The sequence below is a fragment of the Micromonospora sp. NBRC 110009 genome (assembly GCF_030518795.1).
Taxonomy (GTDB): domain Bacteria; phylum Actinomycetota; class Actinomycetes; order Mycobacteriales; family Micromonosporaceae; genus Micromonospora.
Genome location: NZ_CP130427.1, coordinates 6,105,423 through 6,128,299, shown reverse-complemented (window position 1 = coordinate 6,128,299; position 22,877 = coordinate 6,105,423). Strand labels below are relative to the sequence as shown.

Below are 22,877 nucleotides of genomic sequence, written 5' to 3'. Positions count from 1 at the left end.
TCACCCCGTCGACAGCTTGTAGCCCGCCCCGCGGACGGTCCTGATCAGGGTCGGGGCGCCCGGATCGTCCTCCACCTTGGCGCGTAGCCGCTGCACCGCCACGTCCACCAGGCGCGAGTCGCCGAGGTAGCTGTGCCCCCACACCCGGTCGAGCAGCAGTTCGCGGGTGAACACCTGGCCGGGGCGGCGGGCCAGCTCCAGCAGCAGCCGGAACTCCGTGGCGGTGAGGGTCAGCTCCCGGCCCGACTTGCGGGCCACGAACCGCGTCGGGTCGATCTCCAGTGGGCCGGCGGTCACGGTGGTCTCCTCGACCGGGGCGACGGTGCGGCGCAGCACCGCGCGGACCCGGGCGACCAGCTCCGGCAGGTCGAACGGCTTGCGCAGGTAGTCGTCCGCGCCGCACTCCAGCCCGACCACCACGTCGATGGTGTCGGTGCGGGCGGTGAGCATGAGGATCGGCACCTGGCTGGTCCGGCGGATCTGCCGGCACACCTCGAAGCCGTCGAGGCCGGGCAGCATCACGTCGAGCACGATCAGGTCGACCGGCCGGGCCCGCCAGGCGGCGAGGGCGGCCGGCCCGTCCACCGCGGTCTCCACCCGGAACCCGGACCGCCGCAGCCCGAGGGCGCTGACCTCCCGGATGGAGGCATCGTCCTCGACCACCAGCACGCGGCCCTCCATGACACGCTCAGGGTAGCCGGGCGCGACGCCGGGGTGCCCTGCCGCAACGGTCGGTGATGGGGGCCGACCGGCCCCCATCACCGGTGTACCGGTCACGCCTACCACTTGTGGGCCACGTCGAGGACGATCCGGCTGTGCGTGCCCGGGCCGCTGAGCACGAAGACCCGGTACGGCAGCCGGGCGCGGACGCCGACGGCGAAGGTGGTGTAGCCCTCGAAGCTGCCGCCGAAGACCACGTCCCGCAGGGTCCGGTAGCCCAGCACGGTCGCGGCGTGCCCACCCGCGCGGTACGGCACGGTGGCCACGTGGTCGTCGTCGTACGCGGGCGCGCGCAGCGACACCCGCAGCAGCGCACCCCCGGCGGTGTACGGGGACAAGGCCAGCCCCTGCCCCTCGGTGTACGTCTCCCCGTACGCGACCGAGAAGCCGTTCGCCGGGCCGGCGAACTCGAAGACCACCCGGTCCCAGCAGTTGTGTCGCCCGGTGCGGACCTCGACCAGCGGGTCGGTGCTGAGCGCGCCCCCCGCCCTGGCCGTGCTGCCCCAGGTGATCCCGCAGTACGGGGCGGTGGCCGCCGTGGCGCCGCCTGCGCCGGCGACCAGCCCGCCGAGCGCGATCACCAGCGCCAGCAGTGCTCTCCTCAGTCTCATCGCTCTCCTCCTGTCGATGCTCCGGTGGACCACCGGAGCGGCTCCGGTGGTTGTCGGACTCGACCGTCGACCTGCCGTGCCACAGTGGCTTCGCAGCCGGGTAACCGCCGGGTAACAGGTACGCGGGCTCCCGTACCGGCCGAGGAGGCCGGCCGGCCCCGGCCGCGGCACCGGGTCGCGCAGAATGAGCTGATGGCTGCGCGTACCCCCTCGGTGTCCTGTGTGTTCGTCTGCCACGACGGCGCGGCCCGGCTGCTGCTTGCCCGGCGCGGCCCCGGCGCCCGCGACGAGCCCGGCACCTGGGACACCGGTGCGGGCGCGCTGGAGTTCGGCGAGACGTTCGAGGCCGCCGTGGCCCGCGAGGTCCGCGAGGAGTACGTCACCTCGCCGCTGGCGATCACCCTGCTCGGGGTGCGTAACGTGCTGCGCGACGACCCACCGTCGCACTGGGTGGCGGTGGTCTTCGCGGTCCGGGTCGACCCCGCCGAGGTCGCCATCGGGGAGCCGCACAAGTTCGACCGGATCGGCTGGTTCACCCGCGACGCGCTGCCGGCGCCGCGGCACTCGCAGCTCGCGCCGACCCTGGCCCTGCTGCCGGAGCACCTCGACCGTCTACGGTGACCGGATGCCGCTGACCCGCCGCCGACTCCTACAGGCTTTCGGCGTCGCCGCCGGCCTCACCGGCCTCGGCGCGGGCGGCGTCGCGCTGGTCGACGCGGAGGTGCTGCCCGGCCGCTCGGTGCTCAACCACGCCCTGGGCCGGTGCGACGCCCGCCCGCCGGACGCGCCGCGCGCTGCGGCGCCCCCGCCGCTCACCGGCAGCTTCCGCTCCGCGGCCCGCCGCCGGGAGGTCGGCTTCGCCATCTCCTACCCACCCGGGTACGCCCCGGGCGCGCCGCTGCCCGTCTGCCTGGCCCTGCACGGGTACGCGGCCGACGCCCGCACCGCCGTCGGCGCGGCCGGGTATCCCGAGTTCCTCGCCGGCGGGTTGTCCCAGGGCGTGGCCCCGTTCGCCCTCGCCGCGCCCGACGGCGGGAACGGGTACTGGCACCCGCACGCGGACGACGATCCGCTCGGCATGCTGGTCGACGAGTTCCTGCCGCTGCTCGCCGACCGGGGGCTGCGGACCGATCGGCTGGCGGTGGCCGGCTGGTCGATGGGCGGGTACGGCGCGCTGCTCGCCGCGTTGACCGGCCCCGACCGGTTCCGGTTGGTCGTGGCCACCTCACCGGCGGTCTTCCATTCGTACGCCGACGCCCGGCGGGCCAACGCCGGCGCCTTCGACGGCCCGCAGGAGTGGGACCGCTACGACGTGACCGCCCGCGCCCGCGAGTTCGCCGGCCTGCCGGTGCGGATCGCCATCGGCGCGGCGGACCCGTTCACCCCGGCGGTACGCACCCTCCGCGACCGGCTGCCCGACCCCGGCGTCGTGGAGATCGGCACCGGCTGCCACGACGGCGACTACTGGCGGTCGGTCGCGCCCGCGCAGGTACGCGCGATCAGCGCGGCGTTGGCGGACTGACCGTTCCGGAGCCGTCCACAGCGGCAGCTGCTGCTCGCTCCTGACCCCGAACGGCGTGGCCGCACTCGGGTATGGCGGACTCGTTCCCGGGTATGCGCGCCCGGCAGGCTCGACCGGGCCTGCGGCGGGCCGGGGCGGAACCGACGGCGTAGTCAGGGGCAGATGGCGCGAGATGTGGTCGAGCTGCGCGTACACGGGGTCTCCGGGGTACGGGCCGAAGCGCTGCTGGACCATCCGGTGGTGGTCCGGGTCGCCGGTGACCGCAGCGCCGGGTTCTACCGGCCCCGGCCGGGGTTCGGCGTCACCAGCGGGCCGGCCGGCGTCACCATCGAGGCGTACCAGTGGCGGAACCTGACCGCCGGCACCGTGGCCCGAACCGTGGCGCTGCTGTTGCTGCTGCCCTTCATGTTCAGCAACCTGGCCGCGTGGCTCCGGCCGCCCGGCGGTGGCGGCGGCCTCGTGAAGGCCCTGTGCCGGTTGCTCGGCGCCACCATCACGGCCATGTTCGTGCTGGCGATCATCGGTGTCTTCCTGGATCTGATCGGCTGGCAGTGCGTGCCGTACCAACCCTGCACCGCCGGGCGGGGCTACCTGGGCTGGCTCGCCGAGGTGCCGACCGGGCCGCGGCTGGTCGTCCTGGCCGTGCTGCCGGCCGCCGCCATCCGGCTCGTCTGGTGGATCGGCGCCCGCTCCGCACGGGCCTTCGAGGACTTCCAGGCCCCGTACGGCGCCTCCGGCGCCCCACCCGGGGACCGGCTCGACGCGGACGGCTTCTGGCAGGGGGAGGTGCTGGTCGGGCGGCTCCGGTCGATCCATGTGGCGATCGCGTACTTCACGCTGGACCTCAGCGTCCTCATGGCGCTCACCGCCGGGCACGTGAGCGCGGTGGGGGTGGCCCTGCTCGCCGTGACCCTGCTGCTCCTGACGGCCTGCCTGGTGCTGCTCTGCCTGCCCGCGCTGAGTGCCCCGCACACCGGCTGGGACTGGACCCGGTCAGTCATCCGGCCGCTGCGCGTGGCGGTCGCCGCGGTCACCGCCCTGACCGCCGGGTACGCCCTGCTGCCGCGTCCCCCCGAGCCCGTGAATGGGGCGCTGCCCGGCTTCGCCCTCACCGTCAACGTGGTGATCCTCGGCCAGGCCGTGCTGCTGACGGCGCTCGCCGGGGTCGCCGTGTGGCAGCAGCGTGGCGCACCGCCCGCGGCGCGGGCGTTCTTCCGGGGTCTGGGTGCCCCGGTGTTCGGCGCGATCTCGGCCGGGCTCTCGGCCACCTTCACCGCGGGCCTGGTCTACCGGACGGCCGACGTGCTGGACCGGGGCACGATCCCCGGCCCGGAGCATCCGCCCCCGGCCGGCGCCCCGCCGCTGGATCCGCCGCTCGCCTATCGATGGGACGCCCTGGGCGCCCTCGTGACCGTACTGCTGGTCGCCATCGTCGGCCTGTACGCCGGCCGGTTCAGCCGGCGTCGGCGCGAACGGCTGGCGGCCCGGATCAGTCAGGAGGACTTTCCCGAGGCGCCCCCGGAAGCGGCGCGCCGGATGCGGGCGGTGCGCCGGGCGATCAGCAGGTCGCGCCTGGCCGAGCAGTTCAGCCCACTGCTCATCGTCTACTTCGTGCTCGCGCTGTTGAGCCTCGCGTTCACCGCGCTCGACCTGGCCGAGATCGGCCCGACCCAGCTGGTGCAGCAGCTCGGTGGAAACCGTCGCACGTTCGTGGGGTTCGCGGCCTACCTCACCGACGCGGGGACGTTCTCCCTCGGGCTCATCGTCTTCGGGCTGCTGACGATCGGCGTGATGGCCTACTTCTCGGCGGAGGTGCGGCGGGCGGCCGGGGTGCTGTGGGACCTGGGCACGTTCTTTCCCCGCACCACCCACCCGTTCGCGCCGCCCTGCTACGCCGAACGCGCAGTACCGGAGCTGGCGCGGCGGGTGAGCGCCCTGAGCCGGGAGCATGAGGTGCTGCTGTCCGGGCACAGCCACGGCTCCGCGCTGGCTGCGGCGGCCATCCTGCAGCTGCCGCCGGAGACGTTGCGCCGGGTCGCCCTGCTCACCTACGGCTCGCCGCTGCGCAGGCTCTACGGCCACCTCATGCCGGCCTACTTCGGCGACGACGTCATGCGGGAGACCGGTGAGCGGATCGGGTGGCGGTGGCGCAACCTGTGGCGCAACACCGACCCGGTCGGCGGGGCCATCTTCTCCACCCATCGCCCCGGCGACACCCCCGCCGTGGGCGGCCCCGCGGGCCAGGTGGACGTGCGCCTGCGCGACCCCCGCGCGGTCATCATCCCGCCGATGGACACCGTCCCGCCGCCGATCGAGGCGCACTGGCCGTACCACACGGACCCGCGGTACGCCGCTGCCGTGGTCGAACTCGCCGGCGCCCTCGATCCGGCCAGGGCTCCAGACGGCGGGGGCAAGGGTGACCGGCCCGCATGACCCGGCGCCCCGTCCCGTTCGCCGGTGCCGGCCGCCAGCCGGTTGCCGGCGGTCAGGGGCGCGGGCAGGCGGGGGCGGCGTAGATCGTGAGGTAGATGAGGGCCGGGCTGACGACAGACCACTGTGGGGACGGTGGCCGGTCCGGCGTGCTCGGCCGGACGTCCATCAGTTGGGCGGCCTGGGCCCGGATCAGCAGCCGGCTGGTGACGCCGCGCACCCTGCGGCAGTAGGTGAGGGTCGCCACGCCTGGTCCGTCCGGCGGAGCGTCCGGGTCCACCGCGTACCGCCAGCCGGCGCGACCGGCCACCGGGTCGTAGATCTGGCGCAGGCTGGTGTCGTCGTAGTCGCGGGACGGGCGCCAGGACAGCGTCACCGCGGTGTTCGACACGTCCTCCTTGTTGAGCTGATGGCAGCCGCTGCTGCGGGCAAGCTTCCCGATGCGCTGCGCACCCTCCGGGCGCACCGCCAGGACCGGGTCGTCCGCGTACGCGTCGAGCAGCGTGTCCTCGTCCTGTGGGACCGTGCAGCCCGGCACCTGGGGACCCTCCGCCCCGTCCGCCCGGGCGCACCCCGTCAGGGCCGCCGCAGTCAGCAGCGCTGCCACCGGCCACCACCCCCGCGGTCTCATCGATCCAGGTTATTGCCCGCTGGTCCGTCCGGCTGTCCCGTCCCGGCGTACCGGATGGGCGGCCTGGAAGGCGAGCAGCCTCGAGCGGCCCAGCTGTGCGGCGGGTGGCGGATCTCGCCCGGCTCGAACGGCATCCAGTCGACGCCCCGGTCGCGCAGTCAACCCCGCACGGCCGCCAGCGGCGTCGGGCAGCCCGGCACGTTCTCGTAGCCGGCCACCGTGACCCAATCGGTCGTCTCGCCCGTCATGTCCCTGATCGTGCCCGGGCGGCATGCCGCCCGCCTAGGCGGGTACGCGGGGGCCTGACCTGGGGAGGTTGGGCAGTGGAGTCGTACCCGGCGGTGGAGCACCACGGGCTGATCGGTGACCTGCAGACGGCGGCGCTGATCACGCGGGATGGCACCCTGGACTGGTTCTGTGCGCCCCGGTTCGACTCGCCCAGCATCTTTGGCGGCCTACTGGATCGGCGGAACGGGGGATACTTCCAGATTTCGCCCTGCGGGGTCGACTACGCCAGCAAGCAGCTGTACCTGCCCGGAACGCCCATCCTGATCACCCGCTTCCTCAGCGCGGACGGGGTGGGTGAGCTCCTCGACTTCATGCCGGTGGCGGGGGAGGTCGCGACCGACCGGCACGCCATCGTCCGAATGCTCCGGATGGTGCGCGGCAGTATGCGGTTTCGGTTGGTCTGCCGGCCGCGCTTCGGCTATGGCCGGGAACCGCACACCGTCGACGTCAGCCCCGACGGCGCCGTCTTTCGCAGCCGCCACCTCAGCCTCACCGTCAACCCGGTCCGAGGGCACGGGGAGGTGCTCGACGAGCGGGACTACCCTCCCGACGAGCAGGGTGGCGTCACCATCACCGGCACCCTCCGCGAGGGCGAGATCAAGGGAGTCGTGCTGCACACCGCATCTCCCGAACCGCCCCGGGTGGTCAGCGCGGCCGAGGTCACCGAGCTGTACGAGCGGACCCGGGACCACTGGCGGCGCTGGCTCGACTGTTCCCGCTACACCGGCCGGTGGCGGGAGATGGTGGAGCGCTCGGCGATGACGCTGAAGCTGATGACGTACGCGCCGACCGGTGGTCTGGTCGCCGCGCCGACGGCCGGCCTGCCGGAGCAGGTCGGCGGCGAGCGCAACTGGGACTACCGCTACACCTGGATCCGGGACGCATCGTTCTCGGTGCGGGCCCTGCTGAGCCTGGGTTTCACCGCCGAGGCGCGCGGCTATGTCGACTGGCTCACCCAGCGCATCCGCGACGCCGACGAGAGCGGCGAGCCGCTGCAGATCATGTACCGGGTGGACGGCTCGCGCGACCTCGCGGAGGAGTTGCTGCCGCACCTGGAGGGGTACTGCGGCTCCGCGCCGGTGCGGATCGGCAACAACGCGGCCCGCCAGCTGCAACTGGACGTCTTCGGTGATGCGCTCAACTGTCTGCAACTCGCCAACCGGGAGGGCCTGCGCGGCTCCCACGAGGGGTGGTGCAACCTGACCCGGGTGATCGACTGGCTCTGCGAGCACTGGGACCAGCCGGAGGACGGCATCTGGGAGACCCGGGGCGGCCGGCAGGACTTCACCTACGGCCGGCTGATGTCGTGGGTGGCCTTCGACCGGGCCATCCGGTTGGCCCAGGACCTCGGTCGCCCCGCCGACGTGGTCCGCTGGGTGGCGGCGCGGAACACGGTCTACAACCAGATCATGGAACGCGGGTTCCACCGAGGCAGGAACGCCTTCGTCCAGCACTACGCCACGGACATCCTCGACGCGTCGCTGCTCGCCATGCCGGGCGTCGGGTTCGTCGCGCCGGGGGATCCGATGTGGCAGTCGACCCTGCGGGCGATGGACCGGGATCTGGTCAAGGACAGCCTGGTCTACCGGTACGACCCGCAGGCGTCCCCGGACGGCCTGCCGGGCAACGAGGGCACCTTCACCATGTGCACCTTCTGGTACGTCCAGGCGCTCGCTCAGTCGGGCCGCCTCGACGACGCCCGGTTGACCTTCGAGAAGATGCTCACCTACTGCAGCCCGCTCGGCCTCTACTCGGAGGAGATCGCGCCGAGCGGCGAGCAGGTCGGCAACTTCCCACAAGCGTTCAGCCACCTGGCGCTGATCGCCACGGCCACCGTGCTGGACCGGCTGCTGGACGCCCGCCGGTGACGACGCCGGCGGTGGACCGCCGGCGCCCGCGGCCGCACTCCTCGGCGAGCCGGACCGCGAGTCGAGCGCCGCCTTCGGCCCGGCTGCGGGCCCCGCCGCGTCCGCTCACCCCGGTGCGGATGTCCCGCCCCGCGGCCGGGGCGGGTGCCAGGCTGGAGGCGGGCGCCGCCGCCCGGGGCGCCGACCGCAGTGGAGGGTGCGATGGCCGAGCCGCCGATCGGGGTCCCGTCGGGCAGCGCGCAGGCGCACGGCCGCCGCGCCAACCGACGCAGCTACCACGACGGCGCACGGGTCAACGGGTACGTCGACGATCCGTACCACCGGATCCGCCGGGCCGTCGCGGCCCGGCTGATGGTCGACGGCGTCCGCAGCGCCGGGCCGGTGCTGGAGCTGGGCTGCGGCCCGCGCAGCATGCTCGACCCGGCGGAGCTGCCCGGGCCGCTCGTGGTGGCCGACGTGGCGGAGGCCGCGCTGGGTGAGGCCCGCGCGGCCGCCGCCGGCCGGGCGCTGCCGGTGTGCCTGGACGCCACCCGCGGCCTGCCGTTCCGTGCCGGCAGCTTCGCCGGGCTGCTCACCGGCGAACTGATCGAGCACGTCTACGACCCGCTGGCGCTGCTGCGCGAGTGCCACCGGGTCCTCGCCCCGGGCGGGCTGCTCGTGCTCACCACGCCCAACCTGGCGACCGTCCAGGACCGACTGGCCTTCCTCGCCGGCCGCGCCCCCCGCCAGGTGGACCCGCTGCACCCGTACCTGTGGCTGCACATCCGCCCGTTCACCGCGTCGCTGCTGCGGCGGGTGCTGTGCCAGGCCGGTTTCACGCCGCTGGCGATCCGTTCCAACCACGTCGGCTGGCGGCTGCCCGGCGGACGCTGGGTGACCTCCCGCCTGCTCGCCCGGATCGCGCCGGGGCTCGGCGGGTCGCTCATCTGCGCGGCCCGCCGGCTCGGCGCACCACCACCGCCCCCGAACAGCGCGTGATGATGATATTGACAACGGGCTATCATGGGGATTCCGTCGTCGACCGGGGGATGTCATGGCGCGCCTGTTCACCTGGGTCGTCAAGAACCTCGACGCGTTCATCGGGCTGCTCATCGCCGTGACCGTCGCGGTCCTCGGGCTGACCAACGCGGTCAGCCAGGAGGTCGTCAACAGCGCCATCCTGCTGATCCTCGCCCTGCTCGCCCAGTCCATGCTGCGGGACCGGCTGCGCCGGGAGACCGCCGAGCACCAGGTCCGCAACGTGCTCACCGACACCCGGGACCGGCTCACCGAGCTGGTTCCGCAGATGCACGAGATCACCGGCCCGGAGGGGGCGCTGAACCGGGCCCGGGAGGCGATCGACAGCGTCTCCATGGTCCGCGTCCTGCACGGCAGTGAGGTGGGCCAGGCCCTGGCCGAGGCCCGCCGGCACACCGACCGGTGGACGTTCAAGGGCGGCACCGGCACCTACACGCGCGCGGTCACCCTGCCCGAGTGCCTGGAGCACGCCCGCCGCCGCAACGGCACCCTGCACGTCGCCCTCGAGATCATCGACCCGACCGACGAGGAGATCTGCGAGCGGTACGCGCGGTTCCGGCGCAGCCTGGCGCCGGACGCGCGGGAGGAGCGGTGGACCGTGGACCGGACCCGCAAGGAGTCCTACGCCACCGTGCTGGCCGCCTGCTGGCACCTGCAACGCTCCGGGCTGCTCACCATCGACGTGCGGCTCTCCGCCCAGATGACCACCTTCCGCTACGACCTCTCGTCGACCTGCGTCATCATCACCCAGGAGAATCCGCAGACCCCGGCGCTGCGGATCGACCGCAAGGAGCTCTACTACAACCGCTACAACATCGAGCTGCAGTACAGCCGCGAGCAGAGTCGACGCGTGCCGATCGAGGCCGCCGCGCAGGTCAAGCTCGACGACGAGCCCTCGGTGGAGCAGGTCCGCCGGCTGTTCACCGCGCTCGGGCTGCCGCTACCCCGGTCCTTCGGCGACCGGGAGGTCGCCGACATCGTGGGCCGGGCCATCCAGGCGAGGAACCCGTACGCATGATGAGCTACGCCGACCTCGAACGGGAGATCGACCGGGGGACCCGGCCGGAGCTGTTGCGCGGCTGGGTGCTCGACGTCCTCGACGACGTCGCGGAGGGGCGGCGACCGCTGCACGCCGTCCGCCACCCGCTCGGCTTCACCTGCCTGCCGGTGGAGCGCGCCGGCCCGGACGGCGTGTGCGTGCACGCCTGGCCGGCCGACCCGCAGCCCGTGCGGCCGACCACGTCCGCCATGCACTCGCACAGCTGGGACCTGCTCAGCCACGTGCTGCACGGGCGGGTCCGCAACGAGCTGATCGAGGTGACCGACACCCCCGTCGACCCGGCCTGGCGGGTGTACGAGGTGCGCAGCAGCGGCGACGTCGACGAGATGGCCGCCACCGACCGGCTGGTCACCGCGGTGACCGCCACGGTGGAGACCCACTCGGCCGGCGACTCCTACGCGCTGCGCGCCGGCGGCTTCCACACCTCGGAAGTGGACTCGGGGCAGCCGGCGGTGACCGTGGCGCTGGGGCGGACCACGCCCGGCGTGTGCGACCTGAGCCTCGGCGCGGTCGACGGGCGCAGCCACCGGGTCCGCCGGGACCGCTGCGACCCGGGGGAGACCGCGCGGATGGCGCGGGAGATCGCCCGACTGTTGGCACGGGGCTGACCGGCTTGGAGGAAGCCATGGACGAGGAGCCGAGCAGAGGCGGACCCGACCTGCGCGACGCGCACCTGTTCGCCGTGGAGGTGGCTCGCGCCGCCGGGCGGCTGCTGCGCCAGGGCACCCGGGGGGAGCTGCGCGCCCGGGCCAAGAACGCCTCCGGCGACCTGGTCACCGACCTGGACCTGGCCGCCGAACGGCTGATCGTGGACCGGATCCGGAGCCGCTGGCCCGGGCACGGCGTGATCGCCGAGGAGGGTGGCGAGTACGCGCCCGACGAGTCCTGGGCGTGGCTGGTCGACCCGCTCGACGGCACCAACAACGTGGCGATCGGGCTGCCCGCGTACGTGGTCGGGATCGCGCTCTGTGAGCGCGGCTCGCCGGTGCTCGGCGTGGTCCACGACCCGGTCGCCGGGCGTACCTGGTCGGCCGTACGCGGTCAGGGCGCCTTCGTCCACGCGGCCGGTGCCGCCGGCCGGCCGCTGCGCGCGCCGCACCGGCCGGTGCCGGCCGCGCCGGTGCTCGCCTGGACGCAGGGCCACGAGGTACGCCGGGACGACAGCACCGCCCGGGCGCTGAAGGTGGTGCTCGACTCCACCGCCCGGCGGGTGCTGCAACTGTGGGCGCCGCTGCTGTCCTGGGTGATGCTGGCCCGCGGCGACATCGACGGCATCGTCGGCTACCGCCCGGAGGCCGTCGACCTGCCGGCCGGGATGCTGCTGGCCGCCGAGGCCGGCATGGTGGTCCGGGCCCTCGACGGCGGCTGCTTCGACGACCGGTACGGCTGCCCGGCCGACCGGCGCAGCTTCGTGGCCGGACCACCGGAGACCATCGACCGGCTGGTCAAGCTGGTCACCGCGGCACAGTGGATCGAGCCGCAGGTACGGCGGCTCACCCCGATCAGCCTCACCTCGGTCGGTTGGTGAGCCTCGGCGGCCCGACGCTCACCGCAGTTCGGTCAGCCGCCGCGCGGCGGCCCCGGCGCCGTCGCGCACTCACCCGGCCAGGGGCCGGGCCGTCTCGGGGTCGCCGAAGCGGCGCCAAGCGTCGTCGGCCACCGCGTGGACACTGTCGCCTGCGGTGATCAGGTCTGTGGCGGTGAACCGCTCTGCTTCACCGGCACGCCAGCGGACGGACCGGTGCGCGAGATCGGCGTATTCCGGGAACAGTTGCCCGAGATATTCGCCTGCTGCGGCCTTCGAGATGACGTCACCGTGGGCCAGCGTGTAGTGCAACCGCGCGGGCCCGAGCACGAACCAGCTCACCGTTCCGGCGTCCAGGATCGCGTCGGGGGCGACGCCGGCCAGGTCCGCCGGGAACCCGTCGGCCGCCGCCTGCCAGTACTCACGCAGGTTGTGCAGGTTGTAGCGGCGCAGCTGCTCCGGATCGACCCGCACCCCCAGGCTGGCGACCGCCGGGCCGCGCACCCGGATGCCGTACCGCCGCAGGGTCAGCCACAGCACCGGCGTCAGCTCGCCGCAGGGCCTGTCGGTGGTGAACTCGCCGTCGACCACGAACGGCACGGCGCGCCGGTCGGTCGGCCAGGAGTGCGCCAACTCGGGCTCCAGGTAGACCCCGTCGAAGTGCGGGGACCGGGGCAGCTCGGCGTGGATCTTCGCGAGTCGGGCGAGGTCGTCGCCGGCCGCCGGGCGGGATGTCATGATCACGGTATCGACGTCGCTGGCGCTGGACTGCCACGCGCCGAGTGCGGCGGACCCGACGACGTAGAGGCCCTGCACGTAGCCGGGCAGGACTTGATCAACCGCTCGAAGATATCCCCGCGTCAGCTCCTCGATCATCCGGGTGACCGTACCTTCCCGCCGTCGCGTCGACGGGCGGTCCGGTGATCCGGCCACTCGTTTCGCTGCGTCCGCCGGGGCGGCTCCTCTATCGTCGAACCGTTCGCGTTTCGTCCGGCTTGCCGCAAAGGTGCTGAGATGGGTGTGCGCACGTGGATCGCGGGTTGGCCGGTATACCGGCAGCTCACGGGCACCGACCCGCTCGGCCGGGGCGCCGCGGCCCAGTCTGCCCGGTCGGCGGCCCTGACCGCGCGCACGGAGACGGCCGACAGCATGGCCCGGTCGGTGTGTCCGTACTGTGCGGTGGGTTGCGGGCAGCGGGTGTATGTCAAGGATGGGCAGGTCACCCAGATCGAGGGGGACGCGGACAGCCCGATCTCCCGCGGCCGGCTCTGCCCGAAGGGCTCGGCCAGCAAGAACTACGTGACCAGTGAGCTGCGCCAGCAGAAGGTGCGCTACCGCCGCCCGTACGGCACCGAGTGGGAGGACCTGGATCTCGACACGGCGATGCAGATGATCGCCGACCGGGTCCTCGCCGCCCGTGACGAGACGTGGGAGGACGTCGACGACGCGGGGCGGCCGCTGAACCGGACGCTGGGGATCTCCAGCCTGGGTGGGGCGACGCTGGACAACGAGGAGAACTACCTCATCAAGAAGCTGTTCACGGCGATGGGGGCGCTCCAGATCGAGAACCAGGCGCGGATTTGACACTCCGCCACCGTCCCCGGTCTGGGGACCAGCTTCGGTCGCGGCGGGGCGACGGCCTTCCAGCAGGACCTCATCAACTCCGACTGCGTCATCATCCAGGGCTCCAACATGGCCGAGGCCCACCCGGTGGGCTTCCAGTGGGTGATGGACGCCAAGAAGCGCGGCGCCAAGGTCTTCCACGTCGACCCGCGGTTCACTCGGACGAGCGCGCTGGCGGACACGTACCTGCCGATCCGGGCGGGCACCGACATCGCGCTGCTCGGCGGCGTGGTGCGCTACATCCTGGAGAACGAGCTCGACTTCCGCGAATACGTGGTCGCCTACACCAACGCCGCGACGATCGTCAGCGAAAAGTTCCTCGACACCGAGGATCTGGACGGCTTCTTCTCCGGCTTCAAGCCGGCCAACGCCAGCTACGACCAGACGAGTTGGCAGTACGCGGGGCACGAACGGACCGCTCTCGCGCGCGACACCGAAACCCAGCGGGAAACCGCGGCTGGGCTGGAGCACGAGTCGCACGGTGCGCCGATCGGCGGCCAGGTCGAGCGGGACGAGACGCTGCAGCATCCGCGCTGCGTCTACCAGATCCTCAAGCGGCACTTCGCCCGCTACACCCCGGAGATGGTGGCACGGGTCTGCGGCATCCCGGCCGAGAAGTTCCTGGAGCTGGCCCGCGCCTGGACGGAGAACTCGGGCCGGGATCGAACCAGCATGCTGGTCTACTCGGTGGGCTGGACCCAGCACAGCGTCGGCGTGCAGTACATCCGCACCGGGGCGATCATCCAGCTGCTGCTGGGCAACATGGGCCGCCCGGGCGGCGGCGTCCTGGCCCTGCGCGGGCACGCCAGCATCCAGGGCTCCACGGACATCCCCACGCTGTTCAACCTGCTACCGGGCTACCTGCCGATGCCCCACCACGCCGACCACCCGACCTTCCGCGACTGGATCGAGAGCATCCGGAATCCGGGCCAGAAGGGCTACTGGGGCAACGCCAAGGCGTACGGGGTCAACCTGCTCAAGGCGTACTGGGGCGACGCCGCCACCGCCGAGAACGACTACTGCTACGGCTACCTGCCCCGAATGACCGGCGACCACGGGACGTACCAGCAGGTGCTGAACATGATCGACGGCAAGGTGAAGGGGTACTTCCTGCTCGGTCAGAATCCGGCGGTCGGCTCGGCGCACGGCCGGGCGCAGCGGCTGGGGATGGCGAACCTGGACTGGCTGGTGGTCCGGGACCTGTTCATGATCGAGAGCGCGACGTTCTGGAAGAACAGCCCCGAGGTGGCCACCGGCGAGATCGTGCCGCGGGAGTGCCGCACCGAGGTGTTCTTCCTGCCGGCGGCCTCGCACGTGGAGAAGGAGGGCACCTTCACCCAGACCCAGCGGCTGCTGCAGTGGCGGGAGAAGGCCCTGGACCCGCCGGGCGACTGCCGTTCCGAGCTGTGGTTCTTCTACCACCTCGGCCGCATCATCCGGGAACGGCTGGCCGGCTCCGACAAGCCGCGTGACCGGGCGCTGCTCGACCTGGCCTGGGACTACCCGACGCACGGCCCGGAGGCGGAGCCGAGCGCCGAGGCCGTGCTCAAGGAGATCAACGGCTACGAGGTGGCCACCGGCCGTCCGCTGTCCGCGTTCACCGAGATGAAGGACGACGGCTCCACCGTCGGCGGGTGCTGGATCTACTGCGGGGTGTACGCCGACGGCGTCAACCAGGCCGCCCGCCGCAAGCCCGGCTCGGCGCAGAACTGGGTGGCCTCGGAGTGGGGCTGGGCCTGGCCGGGGGACCGACGGATCCTCTACAACCGCGCCTCCGCCGATCCGGACGGTAGACCCTGGAGCGAGCGGAAGAAGTACGTCTGGTGGGACCCCGAGAAGGGGGAGTGGACCGGGTACGACGTGCCGGACTTCGAGAAGACCAAGCCGCCGACGTACCGGCCACCCAAGGGGGCCTCGGGCACGGAGGGGCTCGCCGGCGACGACCCCTTCGTCATGCAGGGCGATGGCAAGGGCTGGCTGTACGTACCGGCCGGGGTGCTCGACGGGCCGATGCCGACTCACTACGAGCCGGTCGAGTCACCGGTGCGCAACCCGCTCTATGGCCAGCAGGAGAACCCGACCCGCAAGGTCTACACCCACCGCGTCAATACGCTCAATCCGAGCCCGCCGGAACCGCACAGTGAGGTGTTCCCGTACGTCTTCACCGTCAGCCGGCTCACCGAGCACCACACGGCGGGCGGGATGAGCCGGACCGTCACCCGCCTCGCGGAGCTGCAGCCGGAGATGTTCGTCGAGGTGTCGCCCGAACTCGCGGCGGAAAGGGGGCTCACCCACCTGGGCTGGGCCCACCTGATCAGCACCCGCGCGGCCATCGAGGCGCGCGTCATGGTGACCGACCGGCTCATCCCCCTCCGGATCGACGATCGGATCATCCACCAGATCTGGGTGCCCTATCACTGGGGATACGAGGGCCTCATCCGTGGCGACTCGGCCAACGACCTGTTCGGCATCACGCTCGATCCGAACGTGCTGATCCAGGAGAGCAAGGTCGGCACCTGTGACATCCGCCCTGGCCGGCGGCCGACGGGCCGCCCGCTGCTGGACCTCGTCGCGGACTACCAGCGGCGATCGGGGGAACTCGGCGCGCACTACCCGCCGCTCGTCACCACCGACGTCCTGCGCCGCAGCCACGCCTGAGCAGCGGTACGGCCCGTGCGGGTGTCAGGGCGGTGCGGGCGGAGCCGGCGCCTGGCCGTCCGACGCCTCCAAGGTTCGCCACGTGGGTTCCAGCTCGGTCGGTGAGGTGTCCGGAGTCCGGGCATCGTCGTCGGTCATCGCGTCGTCCAGCTGTTCCTCGGCCGAGGCGTCCCGACGGCTGCCGCGGCCCAGTTGGCGCTCGCTGTCCGGCCCCCGGTCCTCGGAATCGTGCGGCACGTCGGGCTCCCCTTCTGTGCAGACGGGTGCGACGGTCCGCTCGATCGGCGATACCGCCTCGGCATCCCACCCGTGGCGCTGGACGCCTCCGGCGGCATACCCGGTCGAGCCCGGTCGACACGACAATCCGCGAACGAGGGGTCGTCCGCCTCAGCTTGTCGGTGGGTCCGGCTACCGTCCGCCCTGTGACTGGTACCGATCTTGCTGCTTCGTCGCGGTTGCCGACGGTCGAGGAGGAGGCCCGCTTCTGGGCTCTGCTGGAGCAGGCGTGGGCCCGGCTGGGCCCGGAGCCGGCGGCGCTGCGCCGCGCCCTGCTCGAGCGGGACCCGGAGGGCGCCGAGGACGACGAGCTCTACGCGATCGACGACTGGCTCGACCCCTTCGTCGAGACGCTGCGTGAGCTGTGTGCCGGGCTGTCGGGCCCGGAGCTGGTCGACCTCGGCCGGGTCGTCGAGCGGAAGCTGTACGACATCGACCGCGCCGACATTCAGGAGGTCACGGACGGCTCCGACGACGGCTTCCTGTACGCCCGCGGGTTCATCCTGGCGATGGGTCGGGAGTTCTATGCGGCGGTCCGGGCGGAGCCGGCGATGGCCGTGCTCGACGCCGAGTGCGAGCAACTCTGCTACCTCTTCGCCCACCTGTACGAGGAGCGCTTCGGTGCCTGGCCGGAGACCGGCTCGGGCATCTCCCGAGAGTCCGTCAGCAACCCGGCTGGCTGGCCGGACTAGCTACGGTTGGCGCATTCATTCCCCGCCGTTGGGGAGGTCGGAGCCGCCTGACTCAAGGGCGGTGCGGTGGATGGGGGTCTCGAGGCCGGTGAGGGGACGGCCCGAGCCACCCCAGGCCAGGGAAATGATCTCGGCGGCGATCGCCACGGCCGTCTCCTCCGGCGTCCGCGCGCCGAGGTCCAGCCCGATCGGGGAGGAGAGCCGGGCCAGGGCGGCCTCGCTCACACCCGCCTCGCGCAGTTGGCGTAGCCGGTCTTCGTGGGTGCGGCGGCTACCCATCGCGCCGATGTAGCGGGCCGGCGTGCGCAGGGCCACCTCGAGCAGCGGCACGTCGAACTTCGGGTCGTGGGTCAGCACGCACAGCACCGTGCGCTCGTCGACGACGGCCGACTCGAGGTACTTGTGCGGCCATTGGACGACGAGGTCGTCGGCCTCCGGGAAGCGCTTGCGGGTGGCGAACACGGGGCGGGCGTCGCAGACCGTGACGTGGTAGCCGAGGAACCGACCGATCCGGGCCACCGCCGCGGCGTAGTCGATCGCACCGAAGACGATCATCCGGGGCGGGGGCACGTACGACTGAACGAAGACGGACAGCTCGTCGCGCCGCTGGTCCCCGTGCGCACCCAGGTGGATGGTGCCGGTGGTGCCGAGCGCGAGCATTCCGACTGCCCGCTGCGCTACGGCGCGGTCCAGGTCAGGATCGCCGAGGCTGCCCGCGACCCGGCCGGGCCAGACCACCAACTGCGCGTCCTCGACCGACGCCGTGGCGACCGGCCGGCCGTCCCCGATCGCCGCGAGCACCTCGTCGAGCTCGGTCAGCGCGACGTCCGGCTGGACCAGGACCTCGATGGTGCCGCCGCAGGTCAGGCCCACGCCGAACGCGTCGTCGTCGCTGACGCCGTAGGTCTCCGTTCGCGCCTTGCCGGTATCGATCGCCGTCTGGCAGAGCTCGTGGACCGCGCCCTCGACGCAGCCGCCCGAGATGCTGCCGAGGACCTCGCCGTCGGCGGCGACGGCCATCGCCGCGCCCGGCTGCCGGGGGGCCGACCGCCAGGTCCGGACGACGGTCGCCACGGCGAACGCGACGCCGGCGGCACGCCAGGCTGCCAGCCCTTCGACGATGTCCCGCATGGCAGCACGATCCGCGAGCTGCGGCGGCACCGTCAACGCCGACCTAAGTGATTGCTTAGGTCGGCGTTGACTTCGGTACGCGCCGGGGTGAGATTTTGCCGGACTGCGGAGGTGCGACATGCAGGTTCCGGCGCCGTTCGAGTACGAGCGAGCCACCAGTGTGGACCAGGCCATCGGGTTGTTGGAGCGGCTCGGCAGCACAGCCCGGCTGGTCGCCGGCGGGCACAGCCTGCTGCCGATGATGAAGCTGCGCCTGGCCAACTTCGACTATCTGATCGACATCAACGATCTGCACCCGGAACTGGGCTACATCCGGCCGGGGCGCGACGAGATACGGATCGGCGCACTGACCCGACACCGTGAGCTGCTCGAGTCCGCCGAGCTGGCCGCGGCGTTCCCGATCTTCGCCGATGCCGAACGGGTGATCGCCGACCCGGTCGTGCGCAACCGGGGCACGTTGGGCGGCTCGCTCTGTCAGGCGGATCCGTCCGAGGATCTGTCCGCGGTCTGCACGACGCTGGACGCGAGCTGTGTGATCCGCGGGCCGGGTGGCGCCGAGCGGGTCGTGTCGATGGAGGAATTCCACGTCGGGCCGTACGAGACGGCGGTCGGCGACGCGGAGATGCTGGTCGAGATCCGGCTGCCGGTGCGGCCGGGCGGTGGCAGCGCGTACCAGAAGGTCGAGCGCCGGGCCGGCGACTGGGCCGTGGTCTCGGCGGGCGCCGCGGTCTGGCTCGACGGCGGCGCGATCGCGGACGCCCGGGTGGGGCTCGCCGCGGTCGGGCCGAACACCACCGGTATCCCGGAGATCTCCGCGGCGCTGCGCGGCCAGGAGCCCACCGAGAGCCTCTTCGAGCAGGCCGGGGCGATCGCGGCGCGCAGCTGCGACCCGGTCACCGACCAGCGTGGCAGCGCGGACTACAAGCGGCATCTGGCCGCCGAGCTGACGAGACGGGCCCTGCGCCGGGCCGTCGAGCGGGCGAGGAGTTGAGCATGCAGGTCACCATGACCGTCAACGACGTCGAGGTCACCCGGGAGATCGAGGGTCGGCTGCTGCTGGTGCACTTCCTGCGGGACGTGCTCGGCCTGACCGGCACGCACTGGGGCTGCGACACCAGCAACTGCGGCACCTGCGTGGTCTGGCTGGACGGCGAGCCGGTGAAGTCGTGCACGGTACTTGCCGCGATGGCCGGCGGCCACGAGGTACGCACGGTCGAGGGCCTGGCCGACGGCGCCGAGCTCGACCCGATCCAGCAGGGCTTCATGCAGTGCCACGGCCTGCAGTGCGGTTTCTGCACGCCCGGGATGATGATGACCGCCCGGGCGCTGCTCAACCGGAACCCGGACCCGACCGAGGCCGAGATCCGCGAGGCGATCTCGGGTCAGATCTGCCGGTGTACGGGCTACGCCACCATCGTGCGGTCGGTCCGCTGGGCCGCCGTGCACGAGGCCGCCGCCGCGGCCCGGGTTCCCGAGCAGACCCAGCCAAGCGAAACCGGCGAGAGCGCGGACGCCGGCCAGAGCGTGGGGAGCGTCGCATGACGACCGTGCACGATCGCGTGGACACCTTCCACGACAACGATCAGAAGCCGATCGGGTACGGCCGGATGCTGCGCAAGGAGGATCCGCGGTTCGTTCGTGGCCGGGGCCGGTACGTCGACGACGTCCAGCTGCCCGGCATGCTGCACCTCGCCATTCTTCGGGCGCCGGTCGCGCACGCCCGGATCGTCAGCATCGACACCAGCGCCGCCGAGGCCTCGCCAGGGGTCAAGGCGGTCGTGACCGGGGCGATGCTGGCGGAGCTGAACCTGGCCTGGATGCCGACCCTCTCCAACGACGTGCAGGCCGTGCTCGCCACTGACAAGGTGCGCTTCCAGGGTCAGGAGGTGGCGTTCGTCGTCGCCGAGACCCGGTACGAGGCGCGGGACGCGATCGAGTTGATCGACGTCGAGTACGACGTCCTCGAGCCGGTCGTCGACGCGCGGCGCGCGCTGGAGCCGGACGCCCCGCTGATCCGCGACGACCTCGAGGGCAAGGCGAACAACCACTGCTTCGATTGGGAGACCGGCGACGAGGCGGCCACCGCGGCCGTGTTCGCCCGCGCCGACGTGGTGGTCAGCCAGGACCTCGTCTACCCCCGGGTGCACCCGGCGCCGATGGAGACGTGCGGGGCGGTCGCCGACTTCGACGCGGTCGAAGGCAAGCTGCGGCTCTGGTCCACCACGCAGGCGCCGCACGCGCACCGCACCTTGTACGCGATCGTGGCGGGCATCCCCGAGCACAAGATCCAGGTGATCTCGCCGGACATCGGCGGCGGGTTCGGCAACAAGGTGCCGATCTATCCCGGCTACGTCTGCGCGATCGTCGGCTCCATCGTCACCGGCGTGCCGGTGAAGTGGATGGAGGACCGGTCCGAAAACCTGATCAGCACCGGCTTCGCCCGCGACTACATCATGCACGGCGAGATCGCGGCGACCCGGGACGGCCGGATCCTGGCCATCCGCACCAACGTGCTCGCCGACCACGGCGCGTTCAACGGCACCGCCGCGCCGGTGAAGTATCCGGCTGGGTTCTTCGGCGTGTTCACCGGCAGCTACGACATCGAGGCCGCCTACTGCAAGATGACCGCGGTCTACACCAACAAGGCTCCCGGCGGCGTCGCGTACGCCTGCTCGTTCCGGATCACCGAGGCCGTCTACCTGGTCGAACGGATCGTCGACTGCCTCGCCGATGAGCTGGGCATGGACCCGGCCGAGCTGCGGCTGAAGAACTTCATCAGACCGGAGCAGTTCCCCTACACGACGAAGACCGGCTGGGTGTACGACTCCGGCAACTATGAGCCCACCATGCGGCTCGCGATGGACCTGGCCGGCTACGCCGAGTTGCGTCAGGAGCAGGCGGAGAAGCGGGCCCGAGGCGAGCTCATGGGCATCGGCATCGCGTTCTTCACCGAGGCCGTCGGCGCCGGGCCCCGCAAGAACATGGACATCCTCGGCCTGGGCATGGCGGACGGCTGCGAGTTGCGCGTGCACCCGACCGGCAAGGCCGTGGTCCGGCTCAGCGTGCAGTCCCAGGGCCAGGGCCACGAGACGACGTTCGCCCAGATCGTCGCCGAGGAGATCGGGATCCCGCCGGCCGACATCGACGTGGTGCACGGCGACACCGACAACACCCCGTTCGGCCTCGGTACCTACGGCAGTCGCTCGACGCCGGTGTCGGGTGCGGCGGCCGCCCTGGTCGCCCGCAAGGTCCGCGACAAGGCCCGGATCATCGCCTCCGGCATGCTCGAGGTCTCGGTCGCCGACCTGGACTGGGAGAAGGGCGCATTCCACGTCAAGGGCGACCCGGGCAAGTCCGTCACGATCCAGGACATCGCCCTGCGCGCGCACGGCGCCGGCGATCTGCCCGAGGGCGTCGAGGGCGGGCTCGAGGCGCAGATCTGCTACAACCCGTCGAACCTGACCTACCCGCACGGGGCGTACATCTGCGTGGTGGACGTCGATCCCGGCACCGCACAGGTCAAGGTGCGGCGGTTCATCGCGGTCGACGACTGCGGAACCCGGATCAATCCCATGATCATCGAGGGGCAGGTGCACGGCGGGCTGACCGACGGGGTCGGCATGGCGCTGATGGAGATGATCGCGTTCGACGAGGACGGCAACTGCCTCGGCGCGTCGCTGATGGACTACCTGATCCCGACGTCGCTCGAGGTGCCCGACTGGGAGACCGGCTTCACCGTCACCCCCTCGCCGCACCACCCGATCGGCGCGAAGGGCGTGGGCGAGTCCGCCACCGTCGGCTCGCCGCCGGCGATCGTCAACGCGGTCGTGGACGCCCTCAAGCCGTTCGGCGTCCGGCATGCCGACATGCCGTTGACGCCGTCGCGGGTCTGGGACGCGATGCGCGGTCACCCGCGGCCGCCGGTCTGAGGGGCCCTGATGACGTTGATCGACGACCGCGCCCGCGAGCTGAGCGCCTCGCGCGAGCCGTTCGTGCACGCCACTGTCGTCCGCGCCCAGGACCCGACGTCGGCGCGGCCCGGCGATGCCGCGGTGATCCTCGCGGACGGCTCGATGGAGGGCTTCGTCGGCGGGGCTTGCGCCGAGAGTTCGGTCCGCACGGCCGCGCTCGACGCCCTGCGGGACGGCAACACCCTGCTGCTCCGGGTGCTTCCGGACGACACGGCCGCGTTTCCCGAGACGCCGGGCGCGCGGGTGGTGGTCAACCCGTGCCACTCGGGCGGCGCGATCGAGATCTTCCTGCGGCCGATGCTGCCCGCGCCGGTGCTGGGGCTGATCGGCAGCACGCCGATCAGCGCCGCCGTGGCGGAGCTGGCGGCGTTCCTCGACTTCGAGGTCTCGGCTTCCGGCGACTACTCGGGTGTCACCGCGGTCGTGGTGGCCGGGCTCGGCAAGGGTGAGCAGGACGCCATCCGGGCCGCGCTCGACGCCGGCGTGGGCCTCATCGCGCTGGTCGCCAGCCGCAAGCGCGCCGCGGCCCTGCTCGACGAGTTGGCGCTGACCGACGCCGAACGGGCCCGCGTCCATTCGCCGGCCGGGGTGGACATCGGGGCGGGTACGCCGCAGGAGATCGCCCTGTCGATCATGGCCGAGGTGGTTCGGGCGATCAGGGTGGACGGGCTGACCCCCTGCTCGGACGCGCCGGTGTCGGGCCCGCCGGTGGCGCGGCCGCAGCAGGCGGTCGACCCGGTGTGCGGAATGACCGTGTTGATCGGGCCGGAGACGCCGCAGGCGCAGGTTGACGGGCGGGACTTCTGGTTCTGCTGCCCCGGCTGCCGCACGAGCTTCACGGCGGCATAGCCGTG

Annotated in this window: 20 protein-coding genes; 14 read left to right on the top strand and 6 right to left on the bottom strand. The window is 72.4% G+C overall.

Going from position 1 to position 22,877, the window contains the following annotated elements; genetic code table 11:
• Together Q2K19_RS28950 and Q2K19_RS28945 are read right to left on the bottom strand one after the other, a co-directional pair.
• The gene (locus Q2K19_RS28950) at nt 1–681 is read right to left on the bottom strand and encodes a response regulator transcription factor (protein WP_302765287.1); all 681 of its coding nucleotides are present in this window, start codon (nt 679–681) and stop codon (nt 1–3) included.
• Nucleotides 682–779: 98 nt separating this feature from the next.
• Nucleotides 780–1,331: an AMIN-like domain-containing (lipo)protein gene (locus Q2K19_RS28945; RefSeq protein ID WP_302765286.1), complete on the bottom strand. Its 552-nt coding sequence runs from the start codon at nt 1,329–1,331 to the stop codon at nt 780–782.
• A gap of 192 nt (nt 1,332–1,523) precedes the next feature.
• Here Q2K19_RS28945 and Q2K19_RS28940 point away from each other — a divergent pair, with 192 nt between their 5' ends.
• The 3 genes from Q2K19_RS28940 (at nt 1,524) to Q2K19_RS28930 (ending at nt 5,286) form a co-directional block, all read left to right on the top strand.
• A complete protein-coding gene (locus Q2K19_RS28940) occupies nt 1,524–1,952 on the top strand; it encodes an NUDIX domain-containing protein (protein WP_302765285.1) in 429 nt (142 codons plus the stop codon).
• 4 nt (nt 1,953–1,956) lie between these two features.
• Nucleotides 1,957–2,853: an alpha/beta hydrolase gene (locus Q2K19_RS28935; RefSeq protein WP_302765284.1), complete on the top strand. Its 897-nt coding sequence runs from the start codon at nt 1,957–1,959 to the stop codon at nt 2,851–2,853.
• 162 nt (nt 2,854–3,015) lie between these two features.
• Nucleotides 3,016–5,286 carry a hypothetical protein gene (locus Q2K19_RS28930; RefSeq protein ID WP_302765283.1) on the top strand — a complete coding sequence of 757 codons (2,271 nt, stop codon included), beginning with the start codon at nt 3,016–3,018 and terminating at the stop codon, nt 5,284–5,286.
• Between the two features lie 52 nt (nt 5,287–5,338).
• On the opposite strand, the gene Q2K19_RS28925 is transcribed toward Q2K19_RS28930, so the two are convergent.
• Entirely contained in the window at nt 5,339–5,914 is a 576-nt protein-coding gene (locus Q2K19_RS28925; RefSeq protein ID WP_302765282.1) for a hypothetical protein, read from the bottom strand.
• A gap of 323 nt (nt 5,915–6,237) precedes the next feature.
• On the opposite strand from Q2K19_RS28925, the gene Q2K19_RS28920 reads away from it, so the two are divergent.
• The 5 genes from Q2K19_RS28920 to Q2K19_RS28900 all read left to right on the top strand — a co-directional run bounded on the left by Q2K19_RS28920 (nt 6,238) and on the right by Q2K19_RS28900 (nt 11,675).
• Nucleotides 6,238–8,070, top strand: a complete 1,833-nt coding sequence (locus tag Q2K19_RS28920; protein ID WP_302765281.1) for a glycoside hydrolase family 15 protein — start codon at nt 6,238–6,240, stop codon at nt 8,068–8,070.
• 201 nt (nt 8,071–8,271) lie between these two features.
• Complete coding sequence (locus Q2K19_RS28915) at nt 8,272–9,048, top strand: methyltransferase domain-containing protein (protein WP_302765280.1); 777 nt, start codon at nt 8,272–8,274, stop codon at nt 9,046–9,048.
• 55 nt (nt 9,049–9,103) lie between these two features.
• The gene (locus tag Q2K19_RS28910; RefSeq protein WP_302765279.1) at nt 9,104–10,105 is read left to right on the top strand and encodes a hypothetical protein; all 1,002 of its coding nucleotides are present in this window, start codon (nt 9,104–9,106) and stop codon (nt 10,103–10,105) included.
• On the top strand, nt 10,102–10,755 hold the full coding sequence (locus tag Q2K19_RS28905; RefSeq protein WP_302765278.1) for a sulfurtransferase TusA family protein: 654 nt from the start codon (nt 10,102–10,104) through the stop codon (nt 10,753–10,755). The genes Q2K19_RS28910 and Q2K19_RS28905 overlap by 4 nt, the downstream gene beginning before the upstream one ends.
• Before the next feature lie 17 nt (nt 10,756–10,772).
• Entirely contained in the window at nt 10,773–11,675 is a 903-nt protein-coding gene (locus tag Q2K19_RS28900; RefSeq protein WP_302765277.1) for an inositol monophosphatase family protein, read from the top strand.
• A 69-nt stretch (nt 11,676–11,744) separates the two neighbouring features.
• Here Q2K19_RS28900 and Q2K19_RS28895 read toward each other — a convergent pair whose 3' ends face one another.
• Nucleotides 11,745–12,548, bottom strand: coding sequence for a nucleotidyltransferase domain-containing protein (locus tag Q2K19_RS28895; RefSeq protein ID WP_302765276.1), 804 nt, complete (start codon nt 12,546–12,548; stop codon nt 11,745–11,747).
• A 138-nt stretch (nt 12,549–12,686) separates the two neighbouring features.
• Here Q2K19_RS28895 and fdh point away from each other — a divergent pair, with 138 nt between their 5' ends.
• Nucleotides 12,687–15,953, top strand: coding sequence for a formate dehydrogenase (fdh, locus tag Q2K19_RS28890; protein ID WP_302765275.1), 3,267 nt, complete (start codon nt 12,687–12,689; stop codon nt 15,951–15,953).
• Between the two features lie 24 nt (nt 15,954–15,977).
• On the opposite strand, the gene Q2K19_RS28885 is transcribed toward fdh, so the two are convergent.
• Entirely contained in the window at nt 15,978–16,190 is a 213-nt protein-coding gene (locus Q2K19_RS28885) for a hypothetical protein (RefSeq protein WP_302765274.1), read from the bottom strand.
• Nucleotides 16,191–16,375: 185 nt separating this feature from the next.
• Here Q2K19_RS28885 and Q2K19_RS28880 point away from each other — a divergent pair, with 185 nt between their 5' ends.
• On the top strand, nt 16,376–16,921 hold the full coding sequence (locus Q2K19_RS28880; protein WP_302765273.1) for a DUF4240 domain-containing protein: 546 nt from the start codon (nt 16,376–16,378) through the stop codon (nt 16,919–16,921).
• Nucleotides 16,922–16,936: 15 nt separating this feature from the next.
• Here Q2K19_RS28880 and Q2K19_RS28875 read toward each other — a convergent pair whose 3' ends face one another.
• Nucleotides 16,937–18,052 (bottom strand): XdhC family protein, encoded by a 1,116-nt coding sequence (locus Q2K19_RS28875; protein ID WP_302765272.1) that lies wholly within the window; start codon nt 18,050–18,052, stop codon nt 16,937–16,939.
• Between the two features lie 118 nt (nt 18,053–18,170).
• Between Q2K19_RS28875 and Q2K19_RS28870 the strand changes: the two genes are divergently transcribed.
• The 4 genes from Q2K19_RS28870 to Q2K19_RS28855 are packed head-to-tail and all read left to right on the top strand — an operon-like array spanning nt 18,171 to nt 22,872.
• A complete protein-coding gene (locus Q2K19_RS28870; protein WP_302765271.1) occupies nt 18,171–19,043 on the top strand; it encodes an FAD binding domain-containing protein in 873 nt (290 codons plus the stop codon).
• A gap of 2 nt (nt 19,044–19,045) precedes the next feature.
• Nucleotides 19,046–19,594 carry a (2Fe-2S)-binding protein gene (locus Q2K19_RS28865; protein ID WP_302765270.1) on the top strand — a complete coding sequence of 183 codons (549 nt, stop codon included), beginning with the start codon at nt 19,046–19,048 and terminating at the stop codon, nt 19,592–19,594.
• Nucleotides 19,591–21,981 carry an aerobic carbon-monoxide dehydrogenase large subunit gene (locus Q2K19_RS28860; protein ID WP_302765269.1) on the top strand — a complete coding sequence of 797 codons (2,391 nt, stop codon included), beginning with the start codon at nt 19,591–19,593 and terminating at the stop codon, nt 21,979–21,981. The genes Q2K19_RS28865 and Q2K19_RS28860 overlap by 4 nt, the downstream gene beginning before the upstream one ends.
• A gap of 9 nt (nt 21,982–21,990) precedes the next feature.
• Complete coding sequence (locus tag Q2K19_RS28855; protein WP_302765268.1) at nt 21,991–22,872, top strand: XdhC family protein; 882 nt, start codon at nt 21,991–21,993, stop codon at nt 22,870–22,872.
• Nucleotides 22,873–22,877: the final 5 nt, after the last annotated feature.

Excerpts from the sequence above, each read along its gene's own strand:
- Q2K19_RS28950 (WP_302765287.1), bottom strand. The coding sequence starts at position 681 with ATGGAGGGCCGCGTGCTGGTGGTCGAGGACGATGCCTCCATCCGGGAG.
- Q2K19_RS28945 (WP_302765286.1), bottom strand. The coding sequence starts at position 1,331 with ATGAGACTGAGGAGAGCACTGCTGGCGCTGGTGATCGCGCTCGGCGGG.
- Q2K19_RS28940 (WP_302765285.1), top strand. The coding sequence starts at position 1,524 with ATGGCTGCGCGTACCCCCTCGGTGTCCTGTGTGTTCGTCTGCCACGAC.
- Q2K19_RS28935 (WP_302765284.1), top strand. The coding sequence starts at position 1,957 with ATGCCGCTGACCCGCCGCCGACTCCTACAGGCTTTCGGCGTCGCCGCC.
- Q2K19_RS28930 (WP_302765283.1), top strand. The coding sequence starts at position 3,016 with ATGGCGCGAGATGTGGTCGAGCTGCGCGTACACGGGGTCTCCGGGGTA.
- Q2K19_RS28925 (WP_302765282.1), bottom strand. The coding sequence starts at position 5,914 with ATGAGACCGCGGGGGTGGTGGCCGGTGGCAGCGCTGCTGACTGCGGCG.
- Q2K19_RS28915 (WP_302765280.1), top strand. The coding sequence starts at position 8,272 with ATGGCCGAGCCGCCGATCGGGGTCCCGTCGGGCAGCGCGCAGGCGCAC.
- Q2K19_RS28910 (WP_302765279.1), top strand. The coding sequence starts at position 9,104 with ATGGCGCGCCTGTTCACCTGGGTCGTCAAGAACCTCGACGCGTTCATC.
- Q2K19_RS28905 (WP_302765278.1), top strand. The coding sequence starts at position 10,102 with ATGATGAGCTACGCCGACCTCGAACGGGAGATCGACCGGGGGACCCGG.
- Q2K19_RS28900 (WP_302765277.1), top strand. The coding sequence starts at position 10,773 with ATGGACGAGGAGCCGAGCAGAGGCGGACCCGACCTGCGCGACGCGCAC.
- Q2K19_RS28895 (WP_302765276.1), bottom strand. The coding sequence starts at position 12,548 with ATGATCGAGGAGCTGACGCGGGGATATCTTCGAGCGGTTGATCAAGTC.
- Q2K19_RS28875 (WP_302765272.1), bottom strand. The coding sequence starts at position 18,052 with ATGCGGGACATCGTCGAAGGGCTGGCAGCCTGGCGTGCCGCCGGCGTC.
- Q2K19_RS28870 (WP_302765271.1), top strand. The coding sequence starts at position 18,171 with ATGCAGGTTCCGGCGCCGTTCGAGTACGAGCGAGCCACCAGTGTGGAC.
- Q2K19_RS28865 (WP_302765270.1), top strand. The coding sequence starts at position 19,046 with ATGCAGGTCACCATGACCGTCAACGACGTCGAGGTCACCCGGGAGATC.
- Q2K19_RS28860 (WP_302765269.1), top strand. The coding sequence starts at position 19,591 with ATGACGACCGTGCACGATCGCGTGGACACCTTCCACGACAACGATCAG.
- Q2K19_RS28855 (WP_302765268.1), top strand. The coding sequence starts at position 21,991 with ATGACGTTGATCGACGACCGCGCCCGCGAGCTGAGCGCCTCGCGCGAG.